At 52.2% G+C, this 22,923-nt stretch carries 17 protein-coding genes; 3 read left to right on the top strand and 14 right to left on the bottom strand.

The annotated features are described in order from the left end of the window. Positions 1-13: 13 nt before the first annotated feature. From mdcE to mdcA, 5 genes are read right to left on the bottom strand one after another with little or no spacing between them, the layout of a single operon-like run. Positions 14-877 carry a biotin-independent malonate decarboxylase subunit gamma gene (gene mdcE, locus BFW38_RS08270; protein ID WP_068997959.1) on the bottom strand — a complete coding sequence of 288 codons (864 nt, stop codon included), beginning with the start codon at positions 875-877 and terminating at the stop codon, positions 14-16. After that, positions 874-1,773: a biotin-independent malonate decarboxylase subunit beta gene (locus tag BFW38_RS08265; protein WP_084004537.1), complete on the bottom strand. Its 900-nt coding sequence runs from the start codon at positions 1,771-1,773 to the stop codon at positions 874-876. Before BFW38_RS08265 ends, mdcE begins: the two co-directional genes overlap by 4 nt. Further along, entirely contained in the window at positions 1,763-2,143 is a 381-nt protein-coding gene (mdcC, locus tag BFW38_RS08260; RefSeq protein WP_068997958.1) for a malonate decarboxylase acyl carrier protein, read from the bottom strand. Before mdcC ends, BFW38_RS08265 begins: the two co-directional genes overlap by 11 nt. Continuing rightward, entirely contained in the window at positions 2,140-3,099 is a 960-nt protein-coding gene (locus BFW38_RS08255) for a triphosphoribosyl-dephospho-CoA synthase (RefSeq protein ID WP_218186388.1), read from the bottom strand. The genes mdcC and BFW38_RS08255 overlap by 4 nt, the downstream gene beginning before the upstream one ends. After that, positions 3,099-4,862 (bottom strand): malonate decarboxylase subunit alpha, encoded by a 1,764-nt coding sequence (gene mdcA / locus BFW38_RS08250; RefSeq protein WP_084004536.1) that lies wholly within the window; start codon positions 4,860-4,862, stop codon positions 3,099-3,101. The genes BFW38_RS08255 and mdcA overlap by 1 nt, the downstream gene beginning before the upstream one ends. 386 nt (positions 4,863-5,248) lie before the next feature. Here mdcA and BFW38_RS08245 point away from each other — a divergent pair, with 386 nt between their 5' ends. From BFW38_RS08245 to nspC, 3 genes are all read left to right on the top strand, one after another. Next, positions 5,249-7,579 carry a glucose/quinate/shikimate family membrane-bound PQQ-dependent dehydrogenase gene (locus BFW38_RS08245; RefSeq protein ID WP_068997957.1) on the top strand — a complete coding sequence of 777 codons (2,331 nt, stop codon included), beginning with the start codon at positions 5,249-5,251 and terminating at the stop codon, positions 7,577-7,579. A gap of 469 nt (positions 7,580-8,048) precedes the next feature. Beyond that, entirely contained in the window at positions 8,049-9,248 is a 1,200-nt protein-coding gene (locus BFW38_RS08240) for a saccharopine dehydrogenase family protein (protein ID WP_068997956.1), read from the top strand. Between the two features lie 14 nt (positions 9,249-9,262). Then, a complete protein-coding gene (gene nspC / locus BFW38_RS08235) occupies positions 9,263-10,441 on the top strand; it encodes a carboxynorspermidine decarboxylase (RefSeq protein ID WP_068997955.1) in 1,179 nt (392 codons plus the stop codon). Positions 10,442-10,526: 85 nt separating this feature from the next. On the opposite strand, the gene BFW38_RS08230 is transcribed toward nspC, so the two are convergent. From BFW38_RS08230 to speB, 9 genes are all read right to left on the bottom strand, one after another. After that, positions 10,527-11,762, bottom strand: coding sequence for a nucleoside deaminase (locus BFW38_RS08230; protein ID WP_068997954.1), 1,236 nt, complete (start codon positions 11,760-11,762; stop codon positions 10,527-10,529). A gap of 127 nt (positions 11,763-11,889) precedes the next feature. Further along, a complete protein-coding gene (gene dbpA / locus BFW38_RS08225) occupies positions 11,890-13,302 on the bottom strand; it encodes an ATP-dependent RNA helicase DbpA (protein WP_068997953.1) in 1,413 nt (470 codons plus the stop codon). A gap of 280 nt (positions 13,303-13,582) precedes the next feature. After that, positions 13,583-15,583, bottom strand: coding sequence for a methyl-accepting chemotaxis protein (locus BFW38_RS08220; protein ID WP_245686111.1), 2,001 nt, complete (start codon positions 15,581-15,583; stop codon positions 13,583-13,585). 441 nt (positions 15,584-16,024) lie between these two features. Next, the gene (gene dkgB, locus BFW38_RS08215; protein WP_068997951.1) at positions 16,025-16,837 is read right to left on the bottom strand and encodes a 2,5-didehydrogluconate reductase DkgB; all 813 of its coding nucleotides are present in this window, start codon (positions 16,835-16,837) and stop codon (positions 16,025-16,027) included. Between the two features lie 110 nt (positions 16,838-16,947). Then, positions 16,948-18,483, bottom strand: a complete 1,536-nt coding sequence (locus tag BFW38_RS18320; protein WP_068997950.1) for an amino acid ABC transporter permease/ATP-binding protein — start codon at positions 18,481-18,483, stop codon at positions 16,948-16,950. Positions 18,484-18,817: 334 nt separating this feature from the next. After that, positions 18,818-19,654, bottom strand: a complete 837-nt coding sequence (locus BFW38_RS08200; protein WP_245686110.1) for an ABC transporter substrate-binding protein — start codon at positions 19,652-19,654, stop codon at positions 18,818-18,820. 112 nt (positions 19,655-19,766) lie between these two features. Beyond that, positions 19,767-20,906 (bottom strand): isopenicillin N synthase family dioxygenase, encoded by a 1,140-nt coding sequence (locus tag BFW38_RS08195; RefSeq protein WP_084004534.1) that lies wholly within the window; start codon positions 20,904-20,906, stop codon positions 19,767-19,769. A gap of 12 nt (positions 20,907-20,918) precedes the next feature. Continuing rightward, positions 20,919-21,779, bottom strand: coding sequence for a sugar phosphate isomerase/epimerase family protein (locus BFW38_RS08190; protein ID WP_068997948.1), 861 nt, complete (start codon positions 21,777-21,779; stop codon positions 20,919-20,921). Between the two features lie 8 nt (positions 21,780-21,787). Beyond that, positions 21,788-22,747, bottom strand: a complete 960-nt coding sequence (gene speB, locus BFW38_RS08185) for an agmatinase (protein ID WP_068997947.1) — start codon at positions 22,745-22,747, stop codon at positions 21,788-21,790. Positions 22,748-22,923 lie beyond the last annotated feature (176 nt).

The following is a 22,923-nucleotide window of genomic DNA, read 5'->3' as shown; positions in this document are numbered from 1 at the left end:
AACGCGGGCGTGATCACGGTGTTCGCCACTGAGCACGTAATTGAGCACGCACTTCACGTGAGGCGTGTCGGTTTTTCCCGGCCAGGCGATGACTCAGGCCACGATCTTGCTGAGCCATGATATGAGCTTGGGCGGCTTCTAAAGCGTGCTTGACCTGTCGAACATCCTGATCGCTGGGCTGGTCGGCATTGTCCACATCCAAGAGTTCGTGCAGCAGTCCCAATGAGGCATAGCTCTTGAGGTCGTAAGCCATGGGGGGAATGGTGGCCGCAAGGCGATCAAGATCCTCTTCACTGCGTTGTGTGATGCGTGCCGCTGCAGCCTTGCCCATGGCATGAATCAGCACGCCCGGATCATTCAGTGCAAGGATGGCATTGGCCTGATAACCATGGGCTAAGAAAGCGCCGGACATCGCCTTGCCTACCAACAGCGCGATCACCGGGTGGCCGGCCTGACGAGCTCGGGCATAGGCGCCCGCCGCAGCGGCCAGCGCTTGATGAATGCCCAGTGCTTCTTCGCGACGGCCATAAGCCTGACTGGGGACATCCACGAGGGCTACGATCGTGCGTCGAGTGATCCGACTGTTGGTTGACGCCGTTGTCTCGAATTGGGTCGCATCGGCCTCGATGAGAGTATTGAGGTGTTGAGCCAATCCCCAGCCTTCGAGTAGCCCCACTTCTCCTTGTCGAGCACGAGGGTAAAGGTTATCTGGGTCGGGCTTGACCAACAGCAGATGGCAGGGGTGGGCGCCTAGCTCGCCTTCAGCCGCTTGTAATGATGCCACCGGCGTGGGGATTGAGCGCATTTCAGTGCTGAGCGCATCAAACCAACATTGTCCGCGGTTTGTCATTGCTGTGGGGGTTTCAGAGGGGATCATGATTGGGCTCCTGTGGCGGTGTCATCTTCGGCCGAAGTGCGAGTCAGCATGGCTTTCGCGACGGCAGCATCCATGGTTTCTGCAGGATCAAGCGTGTGCAGAAGGGCGAGAAAATGCTCCCAACGATCACTTCGATGATGCTCGGGGATCCCTTGTTGGCGCACCGTGATCACGGCTTCACGCACCGCGTCTAGGTCTTCACCGGTGCAGGCGTCGACAAAACCGGTCTGATAACGTTGGAGGCCTCCAGAAATGCCCCAGATAAAGGGTTTATCCTGAGCGTTATATTCTTCAATGCCGGCTTCTTGTTCGATCACTTGTGGTCCATTCAGGCCGAGGCGACCTTCCCGCGTCATGAGCAGATAGCTGCATAATCCGGCGGCAATGGACATACCACCAAAACACCCGACAGGCCCAGTAATGATGCCAATGACCGGCTGGTGTTCACGTAAGGCCACGATCGCAGATTGAATCTCGGCAATAGCCGCCAAGCCTAGGTTGGCTTCTTGCAGTCGTACGCCACCTGTTTCGAGGATGAGGACTGCGGCAGTAGGAATACCTGCGAGATTGTCTTCCAAGGCCAGCTCTAAAGCCCCGGCAATTTTGGCTCCTGCCACTTCTCCCAGGCTGCCACCCTGGAAGCCCCCTTCTATAGCGGCAATCACCGTAGGCTTGCCGTCGATACAGCCTTGCGCAATCACGACACCATCATCAGATTGGGACACAATGTCTTGCTGTGTCAGCCAGGGCGACATTAAGCGATCAAAGGGGCCCAATAATTCATGAAAGCTCCCTTCATCTAGCAACTGTCGAGCCCGCTGTCGTGCGTTGAGGTCGGCAAAGTGAACGTATTTTTTTACCGGCATGGAGACGCCCACTGAGTGTTTAGATGGCATGATCGGGACCCTCCTGAGGTGTATTGGGCTGATTCACTGAGGGCTGGGTCATCGAGGACTGAGCCATTTCCAGTGCTTGCTCGATACGCAAGCGAACCACGCCGGGAGTGGCCGCAAAGTCATGAATATCCATTCGCATGGGCGGTAACGGCTGCTGTTGACTAATGAGCTGAAAAATATGAGTCCAACGTTCGGCAGAGCTACTGCCGCTACTTTGAATATTGATGACCGCCTGTTCCGAAGCCGGATGGCGATGAGGCTCAACCATGACTTCTAGGTCGCCTGAGGCGACACAACCGACCTGGGTTGGCGTCAGTAGGGCAGATGAGGCTCTCTCTTGAGCACTGAGGGTGAGTGTAAAAGTGTTCATAAAAGCTCCTGTTGCGAAGCGCTGTAAAAACTCGAAGGCATGCTGAAAGGCATTGGACAAAGGCGATCCACCAGTAGGGTGGCGGCCAGTAGATCTGCGGCACCACCGGCAGAGGCATTGAGTGTGCGTAATGTTTGATCTAATTGCTTTAATGCCCGCTGCCCTGCATGCGAGGCCATGCCGCCAGCCTCTAGAACCGCCCTTGCACCGTCTTGCATGGCTTCAAGCCCCGTGCGGCCTGCTCGATACAGGACACAGGTGTCCGTCAGCTGACTCATGATGGCCAACAGGGCATTTAAACGGGCATGGGATTCATGATCGCCTCGGGCACGACTGGCCCTGAGAACGGGAATCCCTTGTTCGGCAACCGCTGGAAATCCTGCTTCAGCTTGCGCACGAGCCCCGCCGACCTGATAACGTCGACACACCTGACGGCCGTGGGAGTCAGTCGAGGGCGGTGCGGAGATATCGGGGGTTTGCGCCAGCTGAGCGGCACCGCTTAACAAGGCATCCAGGCTGAATACGCTGTTGATGGGCTCGGCACCAGGACTCGCGACCAATAGCCCTAAGGCCCAAATAGCGCCCCGATGAGTATTGATGCCCCCTGTTGCCTGAAGCATCGCGGCTTCTGCAGCCCGACCCAAGGCGCCTAGCTGTTGACGGCGTAAGCTGATGGGTAAATGCAGCGGAATCGATGCCATTTGAGCAAAATAAGGCGCCAGTCGATGAGCAGAGGCTTCCATTAATGCCAAACTCATATCCGTGTGGGCGCCGCCCGAGCGACGATCCACCAGTGCAGGTTTCGGGGTTAAACGCGCCTCTTCAAGCAGTGCCCAGTGTGCCAGGAGACCTTTTTGCCGGTTGGTGAATGTGGCGACCGTCGTGACCTCGTAGCGGGCTTGAGCGGTAGGCCCCGTGCGATCAAGCAATGGAGACATCAAGGCTTGTGCCGTCATTACCAGCTCCTGAATTTAGCCGGGGGTTGGTAAAGGCCCTGTGACCATTGCTGCAGTTCGCTGATACTTTGCGCGGCCAGTAGATCCCGAGTTGCTTCAGCTCGACGAATTCCAAGATCTTCGGGGTAAGCCACGAGCCCTTCAGCTCTTAGGCGTGCGGTTTCCTCCGGGTCTCGGGCGAGTCCCATCGGTGTGATACCGGCCACGGCGGCCACCATGGCGCGACGCTCTTCCGGTGATTTCGCCAGATATAAGTAAGCAATCCCTTCTTCGGTGAGCACATGGGTGACATCACTGGCGTAAATCATGACCGGCGCCAGAGGCATTTCATAATCGCGAGCCATGGCAATGGCATCCAAGCTCTCTACCAGCGTCGGCTTATTGGCATCTTGGAAAGTCTCGATCATTTGGACGACGAGCTTTCGGCCTTTGGTCATCGGGTTTTGATCGGTCCGCATATCCAGCCAAGCCGGGCTGGCATGTCGGCGTCCACCTGGGTCATGCCCCATATTCGGCGCGCCACCAAAGCCCGAGACACGCCCTCGTGTCACTGTCGAGGAGTTGCCGTCGGCATCCACCTGGAGGGTCGCGCCGATAAACATATCAACGGCATATTGGCCGGCCAGCTGACAGAACGCCCGGTTAGAGCGTAAAGAACCATCGGGCCCGGTAAAGAACACATCAGGGCGAGCGGCAATATAGTCCTCCATCCCCAGCTCGGTGCCAAAACAATGCACATTTTCGACCCAGCCGCTTTCAATGGCTGGAATTAAAGTGGGGTGAGGGTTGAGAGTCCAATGTCGGCATATTTTGCCTTTAAGCCCTAATGATTCGCCGTAGGTGGGAAGCAATAGCTCAATGGCCGCTGTATTAAAGCCAATGCCATGGTTGAGCGATTGCACCTGATGACGAGCGTAAATGCCTTTGATCGCCATCATCCCCATTAATACGTGAACGTCGGTAATTAGGCGGGGGTCTCGGGTGAACAAGGGTTCGATATAAAAGGGCTGATCCGACTGCACAATAAAATCGACCCAGCTTCCGGGAATATCGACGCGGGGCAGATCTTGTGGATCGTCGACAATCTCATTGACCTGAACAATGACAATGCCATTTTTGAAGGTGGTGGCCTCAATCAATGCAGGCGTATCTTCGGTGCTCGGGCCCGTATAGATGTTGCCTTGACGATCGGCTTTGAAACCTGCCAAGAGTGCGACCCTTGGGGTGAGATCCACATAAAGGCGGGCATACAGTTCGATGTAAGTGTGAATCGCCCCAACTTCCAGTAGGCCATCTTCGATGAGTTGACCAATACGTAAACTTTGTGGGCCTGAAAAAGAAAAATCCAGTTTGCGGGCAACGCCATTTTCGAATAGGTCGAGATGCTCGGGTCGTCCGACACTGGGCATCACCATGTGGAGATCATGAATCTTGTCCGTATCCACTTGCCCCAACGCACGCGATAAGAAGTCGGCTTGTTTCTGATTGTTGCCTTCTAACACCACCTTGTCGCCGCTTTTGATGACAGCTTCTAACGCTTCTATGATGTGTTCTGTCGGGATGACTTTATCTGTCGCTAAATGCTGGATTTGCTCAAGCCTCGCTTGTTTATCAAGACGCTGCTGGCACCATGAGGTGGCGGATTGATTTCCGGTCTGGTTTTTGGTCTGGGTACCGGTTTGAGTGCCTGACTGAGCATCGGTTGTACTATTGGCATGAGCACCAGCGGCCGGATTTGGATAAGGGGTTGACGAGGCCTGCATGTGATGTCCTCTCGGTGATGTTTCCCTTCACGTTAAGGTCAGGCATGAGCCCCATCAATCAACTTCAATGACAAACCATTACCCTGAAGTTAATGATGAGAAAATGCAGACGATTGGCGCTGCTTTGGCGAGATTTGGCTATCCTGAAAAGCAGCCTGTATGGGCTGATGTGGCATTTGAGCCGATGGCAATTCATTCCGATGGAGTGAGTCGGTGGGCTTAATTAAAGAAGTTCATTTAAAAAATTAGTTAAAATGAGGAAACGCAGCATTTGATTAGCATGCTTGTGATCTGTCGGTATAATGAGCATTGGCATAATGTCGTGAAAAAATGACTAACGTCTATATATTTCTCAATAATACCTCTCAATATTTGGAATGAGGCCTATGATTTTATTTTCTATTGTGGTAGCGCTTGTCGGCTTGGCGCTGACGGTCGGAGGTATCGACCTGCTCAGGCTAGGCGGGAGCGTCTATTATGTGTTGGCGGGCCTTCTCTTATTAGTCAATGCGTGGTTGGGCTTTAAGCGCCATGCATGGACTCGCCCGTTATATGCACTGTTTTTGATCGCTACGATGGGCTGGGCTCTTTGGGAGTCTGGATATGATTGGTGGGCGCTGGCCGCTCGCCTCGGTTTATTTATGCTGCTGGCCATTCCGCTACTGCTGTCTAAAGTGGCTGATCAGGGCGGACGTAAGGTGCTTTTCCCGGTCTGGGCGGTGTTAGGTGTGGTTACCCTGGGTAGCCTCCTGGCGAACCCCCATGATCTGTCCGGTCAGATGGATACGCGAGTTGTCAGCGAAACGCCTAAGCAGGGGAATGTGCCTGACGATAGTTGGTATGCCTATGGCCGTACCAACATGGGGCAACGTTACTCACCGCTAGAGCAGATTACGCCTGATAATGTGGGTCAGTTGGAAGAAGCTTGGCGTTATCAAACGGGGGATAAAAAAGGCCCTCAAGATGTGACCGAGACCACCTATGAAGCGACGCCTTTAAAAGTGGGCGACACGCTTTTTTTATGTACGCCTCATAACTGGTTGGTCGCGTTGGATGCCGATGATGGCTCTCTGCGTTGGCAATATGATGCCAAAGTACCGGCTGAAAGCCAGCGCCAGCACCAAACCTGTCGCGGGGTCTCTTACCTACCGCCTCAGTCAGGCAAGGCGCCGGCAGTTGAAACGCTGGATATTGGCGCTGAAACGCAAGCGCCTGTGCAATGTGATGCACAGCTCTTCATGCCCACTTCAGATGCTCGCTTAGTGGCTGTTGATCCGACCACGGGCGCCCTTTGTGCGAACTTCGCGGATCATGGTGAGTTGGATCTGACTCACAATATGCCGTTTAAACAAGCGGGTTATTATTATTCAACTTCACCGCCCATCGTCGCCAATGGCGTTGTTGTCGTTGCGGGGTCCGTGAATGATAACTATGCCAAGAACTCACCCTCTGGTGTTATTCGCGCTTATGACGTGAAAACGGGGGATCTGGTGTGGAATTGGGATTCCGGTCGTCCTGATGAGACGGCGCCGATTGGGCCAGACGAAGTCTATACCACCAGCTCGCCTAATAGTTGGTCTGTGGCCAGTGCCGATGAAGAACTGGGGCTGGTTTATTTCCCCATGGGGAACCGCACGCCCGACCAGTTAGGCTGGTATCGCTCAGCCAATGAAGAGAAGTATGCCAGCTCTGTGGTGGCCTTGAGCCTTAAAACTGGTCAGGTCGCATGGGTGCACCAGTTTGTGCATCATGATCTTTGGGATATGGATTCGCCCGCTCAGCCGGTGCTGGTTGATCTGGATACGGATGAAGGCAAACAACCGGCTTTGGTGGTACCCACCAAGCAGGGTGATGTCTATGTGCTGAACCGTGAAACAGGGAAAGCGATTTTCCCTGTGACTGAGCAGCCTGCACCGCAAGGCACTGTGGCGCAGGATCATGCGTCGCCGACGCAACCGATCTCTGCGTTGACTTTCCGCCCACCGACCATGCAAGAACGTGATATGTGGGGTGCGACGGTGTTGGATCAGATGCTCTGTCGTATTCAGTTCAAATCGCTGCGTTACGAAGGTCAATATACGCCGCCCTCTGAGCAGGGCACGATTGTGTATCCGGGTAATTTCGGGGTCTTCAACTGGGGCAGCGTCGCCGTTGATCCGAAACGTCAAGTGATGTTCGGCATGCCGTTATATCTGGCCTTTACGCAACAACTGGTGAAAAACGATGGGTCTGATTTAGGTCCGACCAATCAGGGTGAGCATGGCTTGAACTCCAATGAAGGGGCACCCTATGCGGTGGATATGAAGCCGTTGTTGTCACCCATGGGGGTCCCTTGTCAGCAGCCGCCTTGGGGATATGTCGCTGGGGTGGATCTGAAAACCGGTGAAACGGTCTATAAGCATAAAAATGGGACGATCCGAGATATTTCGCCGTTACCGTTGCCGATTAAAATGGGTGTGCCAGGCATCGGCGGGCCGATCATTACCGCCGGTGGGGTTGTCTTCATGTCTGCTGCGGTTGATGACTATATGCGGGCTTACGATCTTTCGACCGGTGAGCAATTATGGCAATCACGTCTACCCGCGGGTGGGCAAGCGACACCAATGACGTATCTGAATAGCCAGGGTGAGCAAATGGTTGTTCAGGTGGCCGGTGGTCATGGTTCCATTGGGACTAAGATCGGTGACTATGTGATTGCTTATAAATTGAAAAAATAAGATTGAAAACATGAGCCCGTTGAAAATATAAGTCAGTTGCAAACATAAGCGGTGATTGCGGTATCCATCACCGCTTTAAGCTTCTTCTTCAGAGCCCTTCCATCGTGGAGGGCTTTTTTGTCATATCCTAAGGTGTATGATGGCGCCTTGGGCGTTGTCGATGGCCTGAAGTTTTAAGGACATGTATTGCAGCCTCTATGTGGTTAAAAGTAGTGAGTTAAAAAATGGACGTGAAAACGACAGGACGTTAAAGCACTGAAGGTTAAAACACCGGAGGTAAAAAAAACTTGAGCCTTGGCAGCCACATAGGCATTATCTGCGCCCTTCTCGTTATGCTTTGTGCTGGTCTCTGGTGGCGCAAGCCTGACGGGGCCAAGACCGGGGTGGCATCGGGTCGGGGTGCGCTTAAGTTGCCCACTACCGATAAGACCCTTCCACTGTTGACTTTCCCGATCTGGAATTTAATCCCATGAGTAAAGTGCTGATTATTGGCGCCGGTGGCGTCGGTGGTGTGGTTACCCACAAATGTGCCCAGAATCCTGACGTATTCAGTGAGATTTGTCTGGCCAGCCGTAATGAAGAGAAGTGTAAAGCGATTGCGGCACAGCTCTCACGGCCCATTCAAACGGCTCAGGTTGATGCTGATGATGTCGATGCGCTGGTCGCGCTGATTGAATCCTTCAAGCCTGATGTGTTGATTCATGTGGCGCTGCCTTATCAAGATCTGACCATTATGGAAGCTTGCTTGCGCACCGGTGTGCCTTATCTTGATACGGCCAATTACGAGCACCCGGATGAAGCCAAGTTTGAATATAAAGAACAGTGGGCCTTCCAGGAGCGTTTTACCAAGGCCGGTAATATGGCCACCTTGGGCTGTGGTTTTGATCCGGGCATGACCAATATTTACTGTGCCTATGGTTTGAAACATTATTTCGATGAAATTCATCGCATTGATATTTTGGATGCTAATGGCGGCGACCACGGCTATCCGTTTGCGACGAACTTTAATCCGGAAATTAATATTCGCGAAATCAGTGCCAAAGGCCGTTACTGGGAAAAAGGCGAGTGGAAAGAAACGGCTCCGCTGGAAATCAAAAAAACCTTTGATTTTGATGGCATTGGTGAAAAAGATATTTACCTGCTGTACCACGAAGAACTTGAATCGCTGGCTCAGAATATCAAAGGCATTGAGCGTATCCGTTTCTGGATGACCTTCTCTGACAAGTACATCACTCACCTCAAAGTGTTGGAAAATGTCGGGATGACGGATATTGAGCCGATCAATGTCAATGGTTGCGAGATTTCTCCGCTGCAATTCCTAAAAGCGGTACTGCCGGATCCGGCCTCCCTCGGCCCGCGGACTAAGGGCAAAACCAATATTGGTGTGATCCTGGATGGGGTCAAAGATGGCCAGCGCCGTAAGATCTACATCTATAACATGTGTGATCACGAGAAGAGCTATGAGGAAGTGAAATCTCAAGCGATCTCTTATACCACCGGGGTTCCGGCGGTGACGGGTGCCATGATGATGTTGCAGGGCCAATGGAAAGGTGAAGGTGTCTTTAACGTTGAACAGTTAGATCCTGATCCCTTTATGGACCGAATCGGTGAAATGGGTCTGCCTTGGCAGGTCGTCGAACTGGATCCGGACCACGATCCCCTGGCTTAAGGTGAATGCCCCTAATGAGTGACTCGTCAAAACAGCCGCTTTCTGCGCTGTATCCGTTTGATATTCAGGCCTGTCCTTCACCGGCTTATGTGGTGGATGATGCACTGCTCAAGCGGAATCTTGAGCTGCTAGCACAGGTTCAAGCCGATTCGGGCGCACGCATTCTGCTGGCGCTCAAAGGTTTTGCCATGTGGCATACTTTTCCACTCGTCAGTCAGTACTTGGCCGGCACGACGGCCAGCGGTCAGGATGAGGCGCGATTAGGGGCCGAAACATTTGGTGGGGAAGTTCACGTTTATTCACCAGGGTTTACTGTCTCTGAGATGGATGAAGTGCTGCGTTATGCCGATCACATCAGTTTCAACTCGCCGGGCCAGTGGCGCCGTTTTCGTGATCAGGTGATGCAATCTGCTCGACAGCCGTCTTGTGGTTTGCGCGTGAATCCTGAGCATTCTACTGGGCAAGTTGCCTTGTACGATCCTTGTGCTGTGGGGTCTCGATTGGGCACCCGAGCCCAGGATCTTTCCGCGGCGGATATGGACGGTTTAGAGGGATTGCACTTTCATACCCTCTGTGAGCAAAACAGTGATGCACTCGAAGCCACCTTGGCCGCTTTTGAAGCCAAGTTTGGGGGCTATCTGGATTCACTTAAGTGGGTAAACTTTGGTGGTGGCCATCATATTACGCGTCCGGATTATGATATTGATCGATTGGTCCGTGTGATTCGTGATTTTAAAAGGCGTTATCCTCATCTGGCGGTTTATCTGGAACCGGGCGAGGCGATAGCACTGAATACCGGTTTTCTGGTGTGTAGTGTCTTAGATATTGTCGAGAATGATGGTCCGATTGCGATTCTGGATACTTCGGCCACCGCCCATATGCCTGATGTGCTGGAAATGCCGTACCGGCCTGAGATTATTGGGGCAGGACATCCGGGGGAAAAGGCTTATAGCTATCGTTTAGGCGGCATGACCTGTCTCGCTGGTGATGTGATTGGCGACTATGCCTTCGATCAGCCACTACAGATTGGTGACCGCCTTGTGTTCACGGATATGGCGCACTACACCATGGTGAAAACGACCACGTTTAATGGGATTCGACTGCCCTCGATTTGTCGGGTGGAAGAAGACAGCCGAGCGGTGCATACGGTCAGAACCTTTGGTTACGTCGATTATATGCAGCGTTTGAGCTGATGTAAGCGAGTCATGTGATACGTATCTCAAGCCCCTCAGGCTATCCCTGAGGGGCTTTTTTGTCATGGTATTGACGATATGAGGGCTAATCGGCGGCGACTGGGGCGATGGCGATTTGGGCCATCTGCGTATAAAACGGGGGGAGTCGTGTCATCAGATCCACTAATTCGGCCATGGTGCCATTTTGCGGCGGATGAAAGTACTGAAGGTTAGCTGGAAATACTTGCGGTATGGTGCCTTCCAAGGTCGAACCGTAGGCCCCGAGTGTCATCACGGTGGTACTGTCGTTAGGATCTGGGGCATATAAAAATACGAAGGTGCCGTATTTCGGGTGCGTGAGTGTCTGCTCTGCTTGTTGATGGGTTTGCGGGTCGTCCATCAATTTGAACCGCACTTGAGCATAGGCTCGAGTGACATTCATGAAAGCCGTATGGACCGGGCTTTCCTGAAAGTGATCGGGTAACGACAGGATGACATTACCAAAAGGGTCGACCAAAGCGACGGCGTTGCGGGCCCCAGGCTGAGACTTCATGACCTCGACGAGGTGGTCGTGCAGGGCTTTATCAGGTTGCCGAGGGTGAGTCAGACGTAACTCGAAGGCTTGTGGGTCAATGGCTTTGAAGCGGACTTTGATCAGGTCTTCTGCAGGTAATTCCGCCGGATCGATCAGTTGCTCTGGCGCCCTGCCGGAATCGCTACTGTTGGCTCTGACTTGACCGACGCTGGCTTCAAAAATAGCGCTGCAGGCCATTAAACGCTCCGCACTTACGGCCGAACTGTTAAAGGCCACCTGGTCGCCGCCGGTATAAGGGCGTGCGTAGCTGGCAAGGGCCGGGTCGGATTCGCTACAGGCATAATAACCAAAGTGACTTTGGGCATGGCTTACCCAGCATTGAGGCAATGACGTAAAGCGAAAAGTTTGGTCGTAATTGATCCCGGCCAGGGCATCGATCGCAACGGTCGCGACATTAAATCCTGCTGTCAGCAAGGTACCGGTACACATTGCGCAAGGATCGAGATTGGTGACAATCGTCAGATGTTCAGGCTCGGGAAGGGCCAGGCTGTCTTTATTGGCATAGTACCAATAGACCAGTTGGCGTTCGCCATGGGCTGTGGGATCAAATGTAAAGATATGGCCTGAAGACGTGAGCGGACGCATGACTTGATTGTGTAATGCGTGTAACACTTCGCCAGTCTGGTTATTGATGATACAACCGCCTACGGCGAAAGTGCCTTGAGCGGCCGCCTTCATCGCTTCTTTGAGTACTCGTCCAGCAGCCTCATTGGCCGAATTCAGTATTTCATGTGTTGTCTCTGCCATCACTGGCGTCCCCTGGTCTTATCCGCGCTTATGCCATCAACCCTTATGGGTATAGACCAGAATAATCACGGATGCCAGAGGCGTTTGCCTGAGCCAGACAAGTGGTGATGGTTCAAGACCATTGAGATTATGACAATCGACGTGCGCGCACTTTACGGCCTTTAAGTGATGCCTGCTGTAATTGTGCGAGGGCTTTTTTGGCGACCGGCCTGGCGACGGCGACAAAAGTGCTACGAGCGGTGACTTTGATTTTGCCTAATTGCTCAAAAAGGAGCGCCTGCCCATAGTCTGAATTGGTCAATACGCCGACCACATCACCGGGGCGAATCTTTTGCTTTTTCCCGGCATCCACTTCGAGCGTCACCATCGGTGCCTGAAATGCTTGGGCCTTAGCGGGCGCTGAGGGCAGCGGCTCAAGTGGGAGTGTCTCATTCAGACGGGTTTCTAGCGTCGCCAGTTTGAAGGTCTCTTTGGGCCCGACCAGGGTGTAAGCGGTGCCGTGACTGCCAGCACGCCCCGTACGCCCGATCCGGTGAATATGAACATCAAGATCCCGCGGTAGCTCATAATTAAACACCGCATCCAGATCGCTGATATCCAGGCCTCGTGCTGCGACATCAGTGGCCACCAGTATCGATAAGCTCTGTTGTGCGAATCTAAGCAGTGTTTGATCTCGTTCACGTTGTTCCATATCACCATGCAGGGCTCGGGCGCTGAACCCTTTGGCGGCCAAGGCATCGGCAACCTCTTGGGTCTCTTGGCGGGTATTGCAAAAAACGACACTACTTTGCGGTTGCCACTTGAGCAGTAGCTGGGTCAGTGCATCCAGCCGACTGCTTGGTCCTTCAACGGCATAAAAATGCTGTTGAATCGTGGATTGATCATGTACCGATTCAACACTGACGGTCACCGGCTGGCGCAGTCTGGATTCAGCCAAAGGGCGCACAGCATCATCAAAAGTTGCACTGAACAACAGGGTTTGGCGCTGGGGAGGTGTGGCCTCAATAATGGCATCCAGCGATTCTTGAAAACCCATATCCAACATGCGATCGGCTTCATCCAGCACCAGCATAGTGAGGTCTTTCAGTGATAATGTGCCCTTGCCCAAATGCTGCTCAACGCGCCCAGGGGTGCCAACAATAATGTGGGCGCCATGACTCAATGAGTGAATCTGAGGGCCCAGAGGCGCACCACCACAGAGTGTGAGAATTTTGACATTGTGCATTTGTCGCGCCAATCGGCGCAGTTCCTCGGCCACTTGATCAGCCAACTCTCGAGTGGGGCAAAGAATTAAGGATTGAACACGAAAACGCTCGACTTTGAGCCGTCCCAGCACGGCTAATCCAAAGGCTGCCGTTTTACCTGACCCCGTTTTGCCCTGCCCTAATAGATCTCGGCCTGCCAATGTATGCGGCAGGCTCTGAGCCTGGATGGGCGTCATCTGATGATAGCCCAGAGAGGCTAGGTTTTCGGTCAGATCTGAAGGCAGGCCAAGATCAGCGAAATGGGTGCTGTGAGCAGAATCAGCGGTATCAGACACGGAGTCATCCAAGTGAAATAAGTGGGTGAAAGCAGTAGACGCAAGAGATGAGCCAAGCGAGGTCAATATGGCTGTCGAGCAGCATACCAGAAAAGAGGTAGGATCGCTTGGTTTATCCGCTTGAATACGTTGCGAGTAGGCCGCTGAGCTACCCTAGAAGGGGCCTGGTGAAGTACCAAAGTTGGCGTCGCGGATAGGGCTTAATCGGTTGACGTAAGACTGTTGGGTGGCGGGGCGTGCAGATCATCTCAAAAGAATAGATGGCACGCCCCTTGATTGATTAATTGACCTTAAAGCTACCGACCTGACTATCGAGTTCTTGGTAGAGGGCCGATATTTCGTCAGACTGCGTTTTGATATGCTCAGAGATGCTCTGAACTTCATCGGTCTGGCTTTTGAGTGCGATCAGGCTTTGGTTAATCTCATTGGAAACATCAGCTTGTTCCTGAGTCGCTTGTGACGTCTGTTCTGACAAGGCTTGCACCCGTTTGAATGATTCCGTCAAGGAGTCAAATACACTGATGACTTGATCAAAATTATCGACTGTACTTTCGGCATTACGACGGCTTTTTCGAATCGACTCCGACGACTCCTGAACCTTATCTCTTAGTACTCCCATCATGGTGTCAATCTCGTTGGTGCACTCCTGAGTGCGATTGGCCAGTGTTCGAACCTCGTCTGCCACCACCGCAAAGCCGCGGCCTTGTTCGCCTGCTCGAGCCGCCTCGATGGCTGCGTTTAAGGCTAATAGGTTAGTTTGTTCGGCAATGCCACGAATCACCTCCAACACCGAGCCGATATCCTCGGCACTTTTCTCTAAAGCGGTGGCGCATTGGAGCGCGACCTCAATATCACTGACCAAGTTGGTAATGGCCTTATTGGAAGTGTTGACGACTTCAACGCCTTGATGGGTGATTTGACTTGAGTGGCTGGCTTCATCGGCGGTATCCCGAGCGACATCGGCCATTTGTTGGTTCGACATGGTCATTTCACTGCTGGTGCTGACGATTGAGTCAGAGGTTTGCCCCAGACCATGTGAGACGTTGTTGATGGAGCCCGACACCTGATTGAGTTGATCGGTGGTGCCTCCCAGTGCGTGGCTCTTGCTCTGTATCACACTGATAATGGTGCGCAGTCGTTCGACAAAGCCATCAAACTCTTTTGAAAGGTCGCCTAGTTCATCCTTACGGCCAGAATGAATGCGAGCGGTCAGGTCACCATTGCCTTCAGAGATTTCCTTAATGCGTTGTGTGATCAGTTTTACGCTGAAGGTTAATTTGTGGGCGACAAAGTAGCCAAAGATCAAAGAGGCAATAAAAGCGCTGGCAATAATAGTGATGGCCAGATTTTGCATAAACTGAATCTTCTCTTGCGTTTCTTCGATCATATGGCGGGATTTTTCACGAACGAGCTCTCCGGCTCGATCCAGCTCATCGCGAATTTTGACAAACTGTGCGTCGGTCTCTTGGACGAGGTTGTTTAAGGCGTAACTATTCTGGGTTTGTGGGGATTCGATCAGCGCGCGTGCACCAATCAGCCATTGATTGAGCTGATCATCCATGGTTTCGTAGGGGGCAATCAGTGAGTATTCATCGGCGAGGTAAGCACGAAAGCGGTGAAATCGATTCAGAGCTTGAACAATATTCTCTTCAAAATCCTTTTTATTGTCATCGAGGTTACCTAAGCCATCCACAATCCGTTGGAGCGCCAGGCGGGCTTGGTAAAAATCCCGATCTGCATTTAGCACGACGGCTATGGCCTCAACGTAATGGGTCATCACACTGGCATCGGAAAACTCACGTTGCCGGACATGTTGGCGTAGATCTTCACCAGCTTGATCAAATAATGCCCGAACTTGTAGAAATTCTTGATCGATGTTCTGTATCCGCTGAGAGTGTTGGGTATCGTGCTTGAGCTGATCAATGATTTGAGTGCTATTGGTTTGCCACTTTTGGAAAATGCTATCAAATTGTTCGAAAGGCGTGATCAGTTCGGGCTCTTCCTGTAAATATTCGCGATATTTATGAAAGCGGCTGATGACCTGCTCGGCATTCTCAGTAAAGTCGGCATGGTTGGCGTCGAAATCGCCTTCCCCATTCAGTAGTTTCTCTTTAGCCAAACGGGCTTGGTATACGTCACGGTCAGCATTCAGTACGGTCGTGACCGCTTCAAAATAAGTTTTACTCTGTTTCAACATGGCACTTTCTTGCATCGCCACCAGAGACTTGGTGAACACAAACATGGCAATTAACACAATGGATAGCACAATAATCGGGGACATTATTTTGATCTTGATTGAGTTCACTCTCATGTGAAATCTCCAATTAACACAGGGATCAGTCATCTTCAGCTCATAAAGAAACTGAAAACTCTGGAATTTCATTGTGCATGTTGTAATAGAGGCATTCAGGAGGGCCGTAGTTGACCATCCATGAGTCCACGGTTTTGATATCTTGTGTTTTGATATCTTGTGACTATTGGTATAGGAAAGGTTTGAGTCGGACGCCAATTAGAAATACGCATGAGTCGATGGTTTTGCGGCCGTAACTCTAGTGACTTAAAGGCGATAATGGGGGCTATCATCAGTGGGGGGGGATAAAAACAGCCCTTGTGCAGAGCAAAGCACAAGGGCTGTTTTATTAGGGGAGAGGTCTATTACCGAGTGTATATCACCTGGGCGATGTGCTTAATACAGCGCAAACATTCCCATGGCATCCTCCCATTATTCATCCCAGTTGGGGGCAAAGTCAGGGTTCGCAATGCGTTCAGCGCGGTCGAGCCGACCTATTTGTGCCATTTCGTCGGCAGTGAGTTCGAGCTCGAAAGCCTCAAGGTTCGACTTCAGGTGCTCGGCCTTGGTTGATGAGGGAATGACTGTGATATCGCGGGCTTTCAACCAGGCTAAAGTGATTTGTGCCGGGCTGACCTCATGGCTGTCCGCAATCGCCTTGAGGGTGTCATCTTCCATCACTTTACCGACGGCCAGTGGCATATAGCCGGTGACACGGATACCCTGCCGTTGGCAGTGATCAATCAACACAGTGTTTTGTAAGAAAGGGTGGACTTCGATCTGGTTGGTGAATAGCTCGCCTTCGCCCAAAATGTCGATGGCTCGGTCAATTTGGGCTGTCGTGAAGTTCGATACTCCAATGTGACGTGCTTTGCCTGACGCTTTCGCTTCGGATAGCGCATTGAGATAGTCAACCATCGGGACTTCGTCTTCGGGAGAAGGCCAGTGAATCAGCAGGAGATCGACATAATCGGTACCGAGTTTGCGCAGGCTTTCGTTAACCGCAGCTTTAAATGCATCGGGCTGGAGTTGGTCGTGCCAGATTTTGGTGGTTAGAAAGATCTCTTCACGCGGGACATCACTTTCGGCAATGGCTTGACCGACGGTGCTTTCATTGTCATAAAACTGTGCCGTATCAATATGCCGATAACCTAGGCTCAATGCCTCTTTGATGCTTTGTTTTAACGTATCACCGTTCAGGCGAAAAGTGCCTAGGCCGGGGTTAGGGAAAGTGGCGTTACTCATCTTGTCGCCTCCTTAAGTCAATGGGCGCGGCTTGTTGAAGCCGCCCACTGTTGAGGGTTTAGCATGTTATGTGCCTTCACTCATTACAGGTGAGGGCCTGCAGATGAATTTCAACCGTTCGTTTTATTAACGCCCATAAACTGTCTGATTCGCTCTAATGGCGCATCGTCTGCCGGATGGCGCTGAATGCTGTCAGGCGCTGCATCTACTTGAATTAAGCCATCCTCCATAAAAATCACACGATCAGAAATCGACAAAGCAAACTCCATTTCATGGGTCACAATCAGCATGGTCATCCCTTCTCGCGCCAGATCCTGAATCACTTTAAGCACATCACCGACTAATTCAGGGTCCAATGCTGAAGTAGGCTCATCGAATAACATAATGTCGGGTGACATGGCTAAGGCGCGGGCAATCGCGACCCTTTGTTGTTGGCCGCCGGAGAGCTGATGCGGATATTTGTGGGCATGGGCCAGCAGACCGACCTTATCTAACAACCCGAGTGCTTGCGCCCGGCACTGCGTATCACTGGGGGAGAGATCATGATAGTGGGGCGCCAACATGATGTTATCGAGTAAGGTCATATGGGGGAACAGATTAAAGCTCTGGAAGACCATGCCAATGCGGCGAACACCTTGGCGCACGCGGGCCGTATCGGCGTTTGTGCTGGCCGTAATATAGTCTTCGCCGAACAAAATGATTTCCCCCTGGTCAATGGCTTCTAATGCATTGACGGTACGAATCAGCGAGGTTTTGCCTGAGCCTGAAGGGCCAATAATCGAGATTACCTCACCTGGCGTCACTTTGAGGTTAATGCCTTTGAGCACCTGATGCTGGCCATAAGCTTTGTGCAAATCCCGTATTTGCAGCGCTTGTGGTTGACCGGGTGAGGTCTTCAGCGTGCGGGCAGGCACGGGCATGGCGTCTTGCCGAAGTTTTTCGCATTCGGTGGTCGATAGGGTTTCCGGGCGACGTAACTGTAAGTCGAGATGTCGTTCGAGCCAGCGGAATAAGGCGCCGAACACGGTGACAATCATGACGTAATAAACGGCGACAGCCAGCAGCGTTTCGAGAACAAGAAAGTTCTGGGCATACAAGCGCTGCCCGGTCATCAGCAACTCGGGTAGCGAAATCACCGAGACCAATGAAGAAAGCTTCACGATGGTGACAAACTCATTGATCAATGTCGGTAACGCAATCCGAAACGCTTGAGGAATTACAATTAAACGTTCAATACCGATGCGGCCGATTGCCAGTGCTCGGCCCGCTTCTCGCTGGCCTCTAGACACCGACATCAGGCCGCCCCGGTGGATTTCCGTCATATAGGCGGCTTCAGTGACCACCATGCTGACCAAGCCCGCCATAAATGGAACGCCGAGGACATCACGGGTAAACGGTAGTAATTGTGGCAGGTTATACACGAAAACCAATAACACCAGCAGCGGCACACTGCGGAAAAACCAGACATAGACTGCTGCTGGCCATCTCAACCACGGTTTCGGGGACATTTTGGCATTAGCCAAAATAAACCCCAGTACCAACCCGATCAGCCAGGAGAGGCCGCTCAGTTGAATCACGGTGATGCAGGCCTCCCAGAAGGACTGCAGCGTGAACAGTGAAAAGAAGTAGGGCCATTCGAATGGCATAGGCGCTCCCGGATCAGGTATAGGGTGAGGACAAAGGGCCTTCAGGGCGGGATCGACCCTGAATCAATGGCTTATGGCGTCCGATTCTTATTTTTTGGATATGAACGATTGAACTGGGCTACGTTGAAATTGAGCTACCTTGAACGGAACCGTGTCGAACAGCAGGCACAGACATGGCCTATGTTGCCGTGGTCATCTTTTGCGGGCTCTTTCATGACCATGCCTGTGCGGGTAACGCGAGTTGTTCAGTGGTTAGCTCTTCAATTGTTAGCTCTTCAATCGTTGGCTCTTCAATCGTTGGCTCTTCAATCGTTGGCCTTGCTATCGGTTGCGATTATTCAGCCGTGACGGGCTGCAGTTTGTATTGATCCAGTAGTTTTTGATAAGTCCCATCATCGCGCATGGCTTGAAGGGCTTGCGCTAATGCGGTTTTTAAAGCGGTGTTGCCTTGCTTGACATAAATACCCAGTGTTTGCGGGTAGACCAGATCTGGCGAGCTGATTTTCAGTCTGCCTCGGGTTCTTTCCACAAACATACGGGCGGCACCGGCGATTTCCATCTGGGCTTGAATATTGCCGGACATCAGCGCTTGAGTGACTTCTGGTGCGGTGGGAAATTCTCGAACTTCAATCGCGGCTTTGCCATTGGCCTGACAATACTCAGTCGAGAGCTTTCCTAAGGCGCTGACCCAGACAGTTCCTTGTTGCAAACCGATGGTGACACCACATAGATCGCGCTCAGTTTGAGGATTGATGTTGCCATTTTTAGGGACGATGATCAGCGCGCCTGTTTTCGCGTAAGGAATCGCATCCGCCTGCTTAAGCCGCTCGGGGGTCACATACATACCTGAAATGACGGTATCAAATTTCTGTGATTGCAGCCCCAGTATCAGGCTGGTGAATTTGGTGTCTTCAAATGTCACCGACGTATTCAAATGCTTGGCCAAGGCGTGGGATACATCAGCATCAAAGCCCACAACTTGATCGCCTTGCCAGGATTCAAAAGGGGGGTAGCTAACCTCCATACCCACTTGGAGCTTTCCGGCTTCAAGTGTGGGGGCAGCAGCCCAAGCCGGGCTGATAGCAGTGAATGCGGTGACAGTGGTCAGACAGGTGGCGGCCAAGGTGCGCAATGTCCAGCGTTTCAGGGTAGCGGTTGGCGTCATCATCATAGGTCTCTCTTGAATTATTGTATTGGGCTTTGATTAAGTAGGGCTTTGGTTAAGTCGATCGCTGATTCAATAGCGCTTTGCTTGAATCTAAAGGCCTTACGTTTGCTCGACGTTATCGTCCAGATACAGTCGAATGCGTTTTTAAATGGCCGAAACTGCCCGGTTTTCGCGCATATTCTGGCAGGTGCCGTTCGCCATTTTTGAGCTGCTGATTCAGATAACGATAAGTCTGCAAAGCTTGTGCCCACATGTGGTCACCAATTGAGGTGGTGTCGTAATCCTCTGCATGAGATGAGGCCGCCACAAACTGGGGTAATGGCTTAATCTGGGTGTGGTAGTCGCAAGCAAAGAAAAGCGGAAAGGAATAGCGCTCAGTTTTGACCTTGCGGACTCGATGCGATGTTGCTGGGAATAGCCCTGCGGTCATGATTTCAAGCATATCGCCGACATTAATCACGAAGGCTTCTTCTCCGTTGACCCTTTGTGGGGGGGCATCAATCCAGACCCCTTGGTCATTCATGACCTCAAGCCCAGCTTGATCGGCCAGTAACATGGTGAAGCATTCGTAGTCGGTATGTGCGCCAATACCTGGACTATCTTCGGCGCTATCGTCATAGGGGTAGTGGATTAAACGGAGTTTGGATGGTGGGCAGGTGATCAAATGGTCGAAGTCATGCTCATCAAGCCCTAACGCCAACGCAAAGCCACTAAACAGACGCCGACCCATGGCAAAAACCGCCTCATAGTAGGCGTTCACTTGGGCCTTGAAATCAGGTAGATCTGGCCATTCATTGCCCCCGATCAACGGTGTGCCCGCCTGTACCAGCGGATGGTCAAGCGGTGTTTCAAAGCCAATATCAAAGGCTTCTTTGTGATCAGGTTTGCCCTGGCTATAAACCTCTTCACCTTCTGGAACAAAGCCCTTATGACTCTGTGACTGGCCAATATAGTGCTGCATCTTATGTTCAAATGGCAGGCTGAAAAACTGGCGCGCCGCCTCCCGCAGACCGGCAATCAGGGCGGGATCAATGCCGTGGCCACTGACATAAAAAAAACCGACATGACGAGCCGCCTCGGCCAGTTGCTGGGCGACAGCCTGACGGTCACTGAGCTGCTCACTTTGAAGACCACTGATATCAATAATGGGCAGAGCGGTAAAGCTGCGGTCGGGGCGAGACGGGGCTTGAGCGCTCTCTGTGTTCAGCGTGTCGGAAGTGTCTATTGTTTCGGAAGTGCTTATTGTTGTTGTCATAGTCAATCTCATTCACGGTGTGGTGGATGATGCGATGAATTGATTGAAATGCTGGCGCTCGGTTTGTGCCATCCAGCGATTGAGGCTGTCGAGATTGGCAACCGGCATCTCGGTAAAAGGCAGATGATGCAGATAACCGTCACGGCCAAATTCAGGGGTGAGCGTGAGTTGTTGATAGCCGCGGGCTAACTGAGAGCGCCAGACCTGCGCCCAAAACTGTTGGTGAAACGCTAAGCTTTTCGCATATTCAGGTGCTCCAGGATGCGGCACTTGAGGGCCTTGGTCATAGCCAACACGAGCCTGAATATGGTGCACTTGATCAATAAAAGGGCTGAGATCATCTTCGGCTGCGTTCAATAAACGCTCACAAACGAGCACCCAATGGCTGATATCGGTGGTAAAGCGTAGTTGGGGCAAAGCCTGAGCAATCTCTAAGGTGACCCATGGGCTGTAGAGTGAGCTTGCGCGATGGGTTTCAAAGCTCAGGAGAATGCCCGCCGCTTCACCTAACGCATGGGCTTGGCTGAAAAACTCGATTTGAGTGGCCAGTGGCCAACGATCATTCCCCGCCAGTACATTGATAAAGCGAGGGCTGAGGTCTTGGGCTGCTTCAAGAGCACGTGACAATTGTCGTAAATGATCCGCCGGTGTCTCAGATTGTTTGGGAATGACATCGCCACCGGTGAAAACCACCGCGATATAGTCCAGTTGCTCGTGGTTTAACCATTGGGCAAAGTCTTGACGCCGCTGTCGGTCGTCAACATCAAAACGCGCCTCTACGCCACAGGCATCCATCGCCGTTAGTTCAGCTAAGCAGGCGGCTCGGTTGCCATCCCAACCCCACAGTGTTTTGAAAATATCCAGTTGGCTCATGGCAATTCTCAACGGTGGTGAACGCCGGGCAATACGCACAGCATTTCATACAGCAAGGTGGCGCCCATTAAGGCGGTATTACCACTGGGGTCATAAGGTGGGGAGACTTCAACCAAATCGCCGCCGATGACGTTCAGCCCTTGGGCGCCACGTACGATCTCTAATCCTTGGGGCATCGTTAATCCGCCCGCTTCCACTGTGCCGGTGCCGGGAGCCACTGACGGATCTAAGCCATCAATATCGAACGAGATATAAACCGGTGTATTACCCATCTGCTGACGCACTTCGGCCATCAGTGGCACCAGTGATTTGTGCCAACACTCCTCGGCGGTGACGACTCGAAAGCCTTGTTGGCGGCACCAGTCAAAATCATCAGCCGCATAGCCTGTGCCTCGTAGGCCGATCTGAACGACTTTGCCCTCGGCTAAAAGCCCTTCTTCTTGAGCGCGACGGAAAGGGCAGCCGTGGGCGACTTCTTCGCCAAACATATGCTCGTTAACGTCGGCATGGGCATCAATATGAATCAAGCCAACGGGACCATGCTTTTTATGGATGGCTCTGAGAAGAGGCCAGGTGAGAGTGTGATCGCCCCCTAAGGTCAGCGGCACACAGTTCTCGGCCAATACTCGATCGTAAAATGCGGTGATGATGTCGAGATTTTTCGCCAGGTTGAAGGTATTGATCGGGACATCGCCGATGTCCGCCACTTGCAAGCTATCAAAGGGCGCAGCCCCTGTGGCCATGTTATAGGGCCGAAGCATGCGCGATTCATCACGTATTTGCCGAGGGCCCAGTCGAGTACCTGGGCGGTTGGACGTGCCAATGTCCATCGGAATACCAATGAATGCAACATCCAACCCCGCTGCTGACGTTTGGGTGGGGAGACGCATCATGGTGGCCAGTCCGCCAAAACGTGGCATCTCGTTACCACTGAGGGGCTGGTTTAAAGGTGCACCAAATGAGGTCATGCATAACTCCTAATAAGCCATCATGGGTCATGGCCGGTATGGTGCATGCTTGTTCAGTGCACCGCGCCGACTACAGAGGCTTAAGCATGATTCATGCCATATTTTAACTTTATGAATAATAAGGGCTTTTAGGTTTTGTGATTCAAAATTGCATTGTTTGGGCTGTGATCACGATG

The organism is Terasakiispira papahanaumokuakeensis (assembly GCF_001709345.1).
Classification (GTDB): domain Bacteria; phylum Pseudomonadota; class Gammaproteobacteria; order Pseudomonadales; family Halomonadaceae; genus Terasakiispira; species Terasakiispira papahanaumokuakeensis.
The sequence above is the reverse complement of the archived record's forward strand: the minus strand, read 5'-3'. Positions and strand labels throughout refer to the sequence as shown.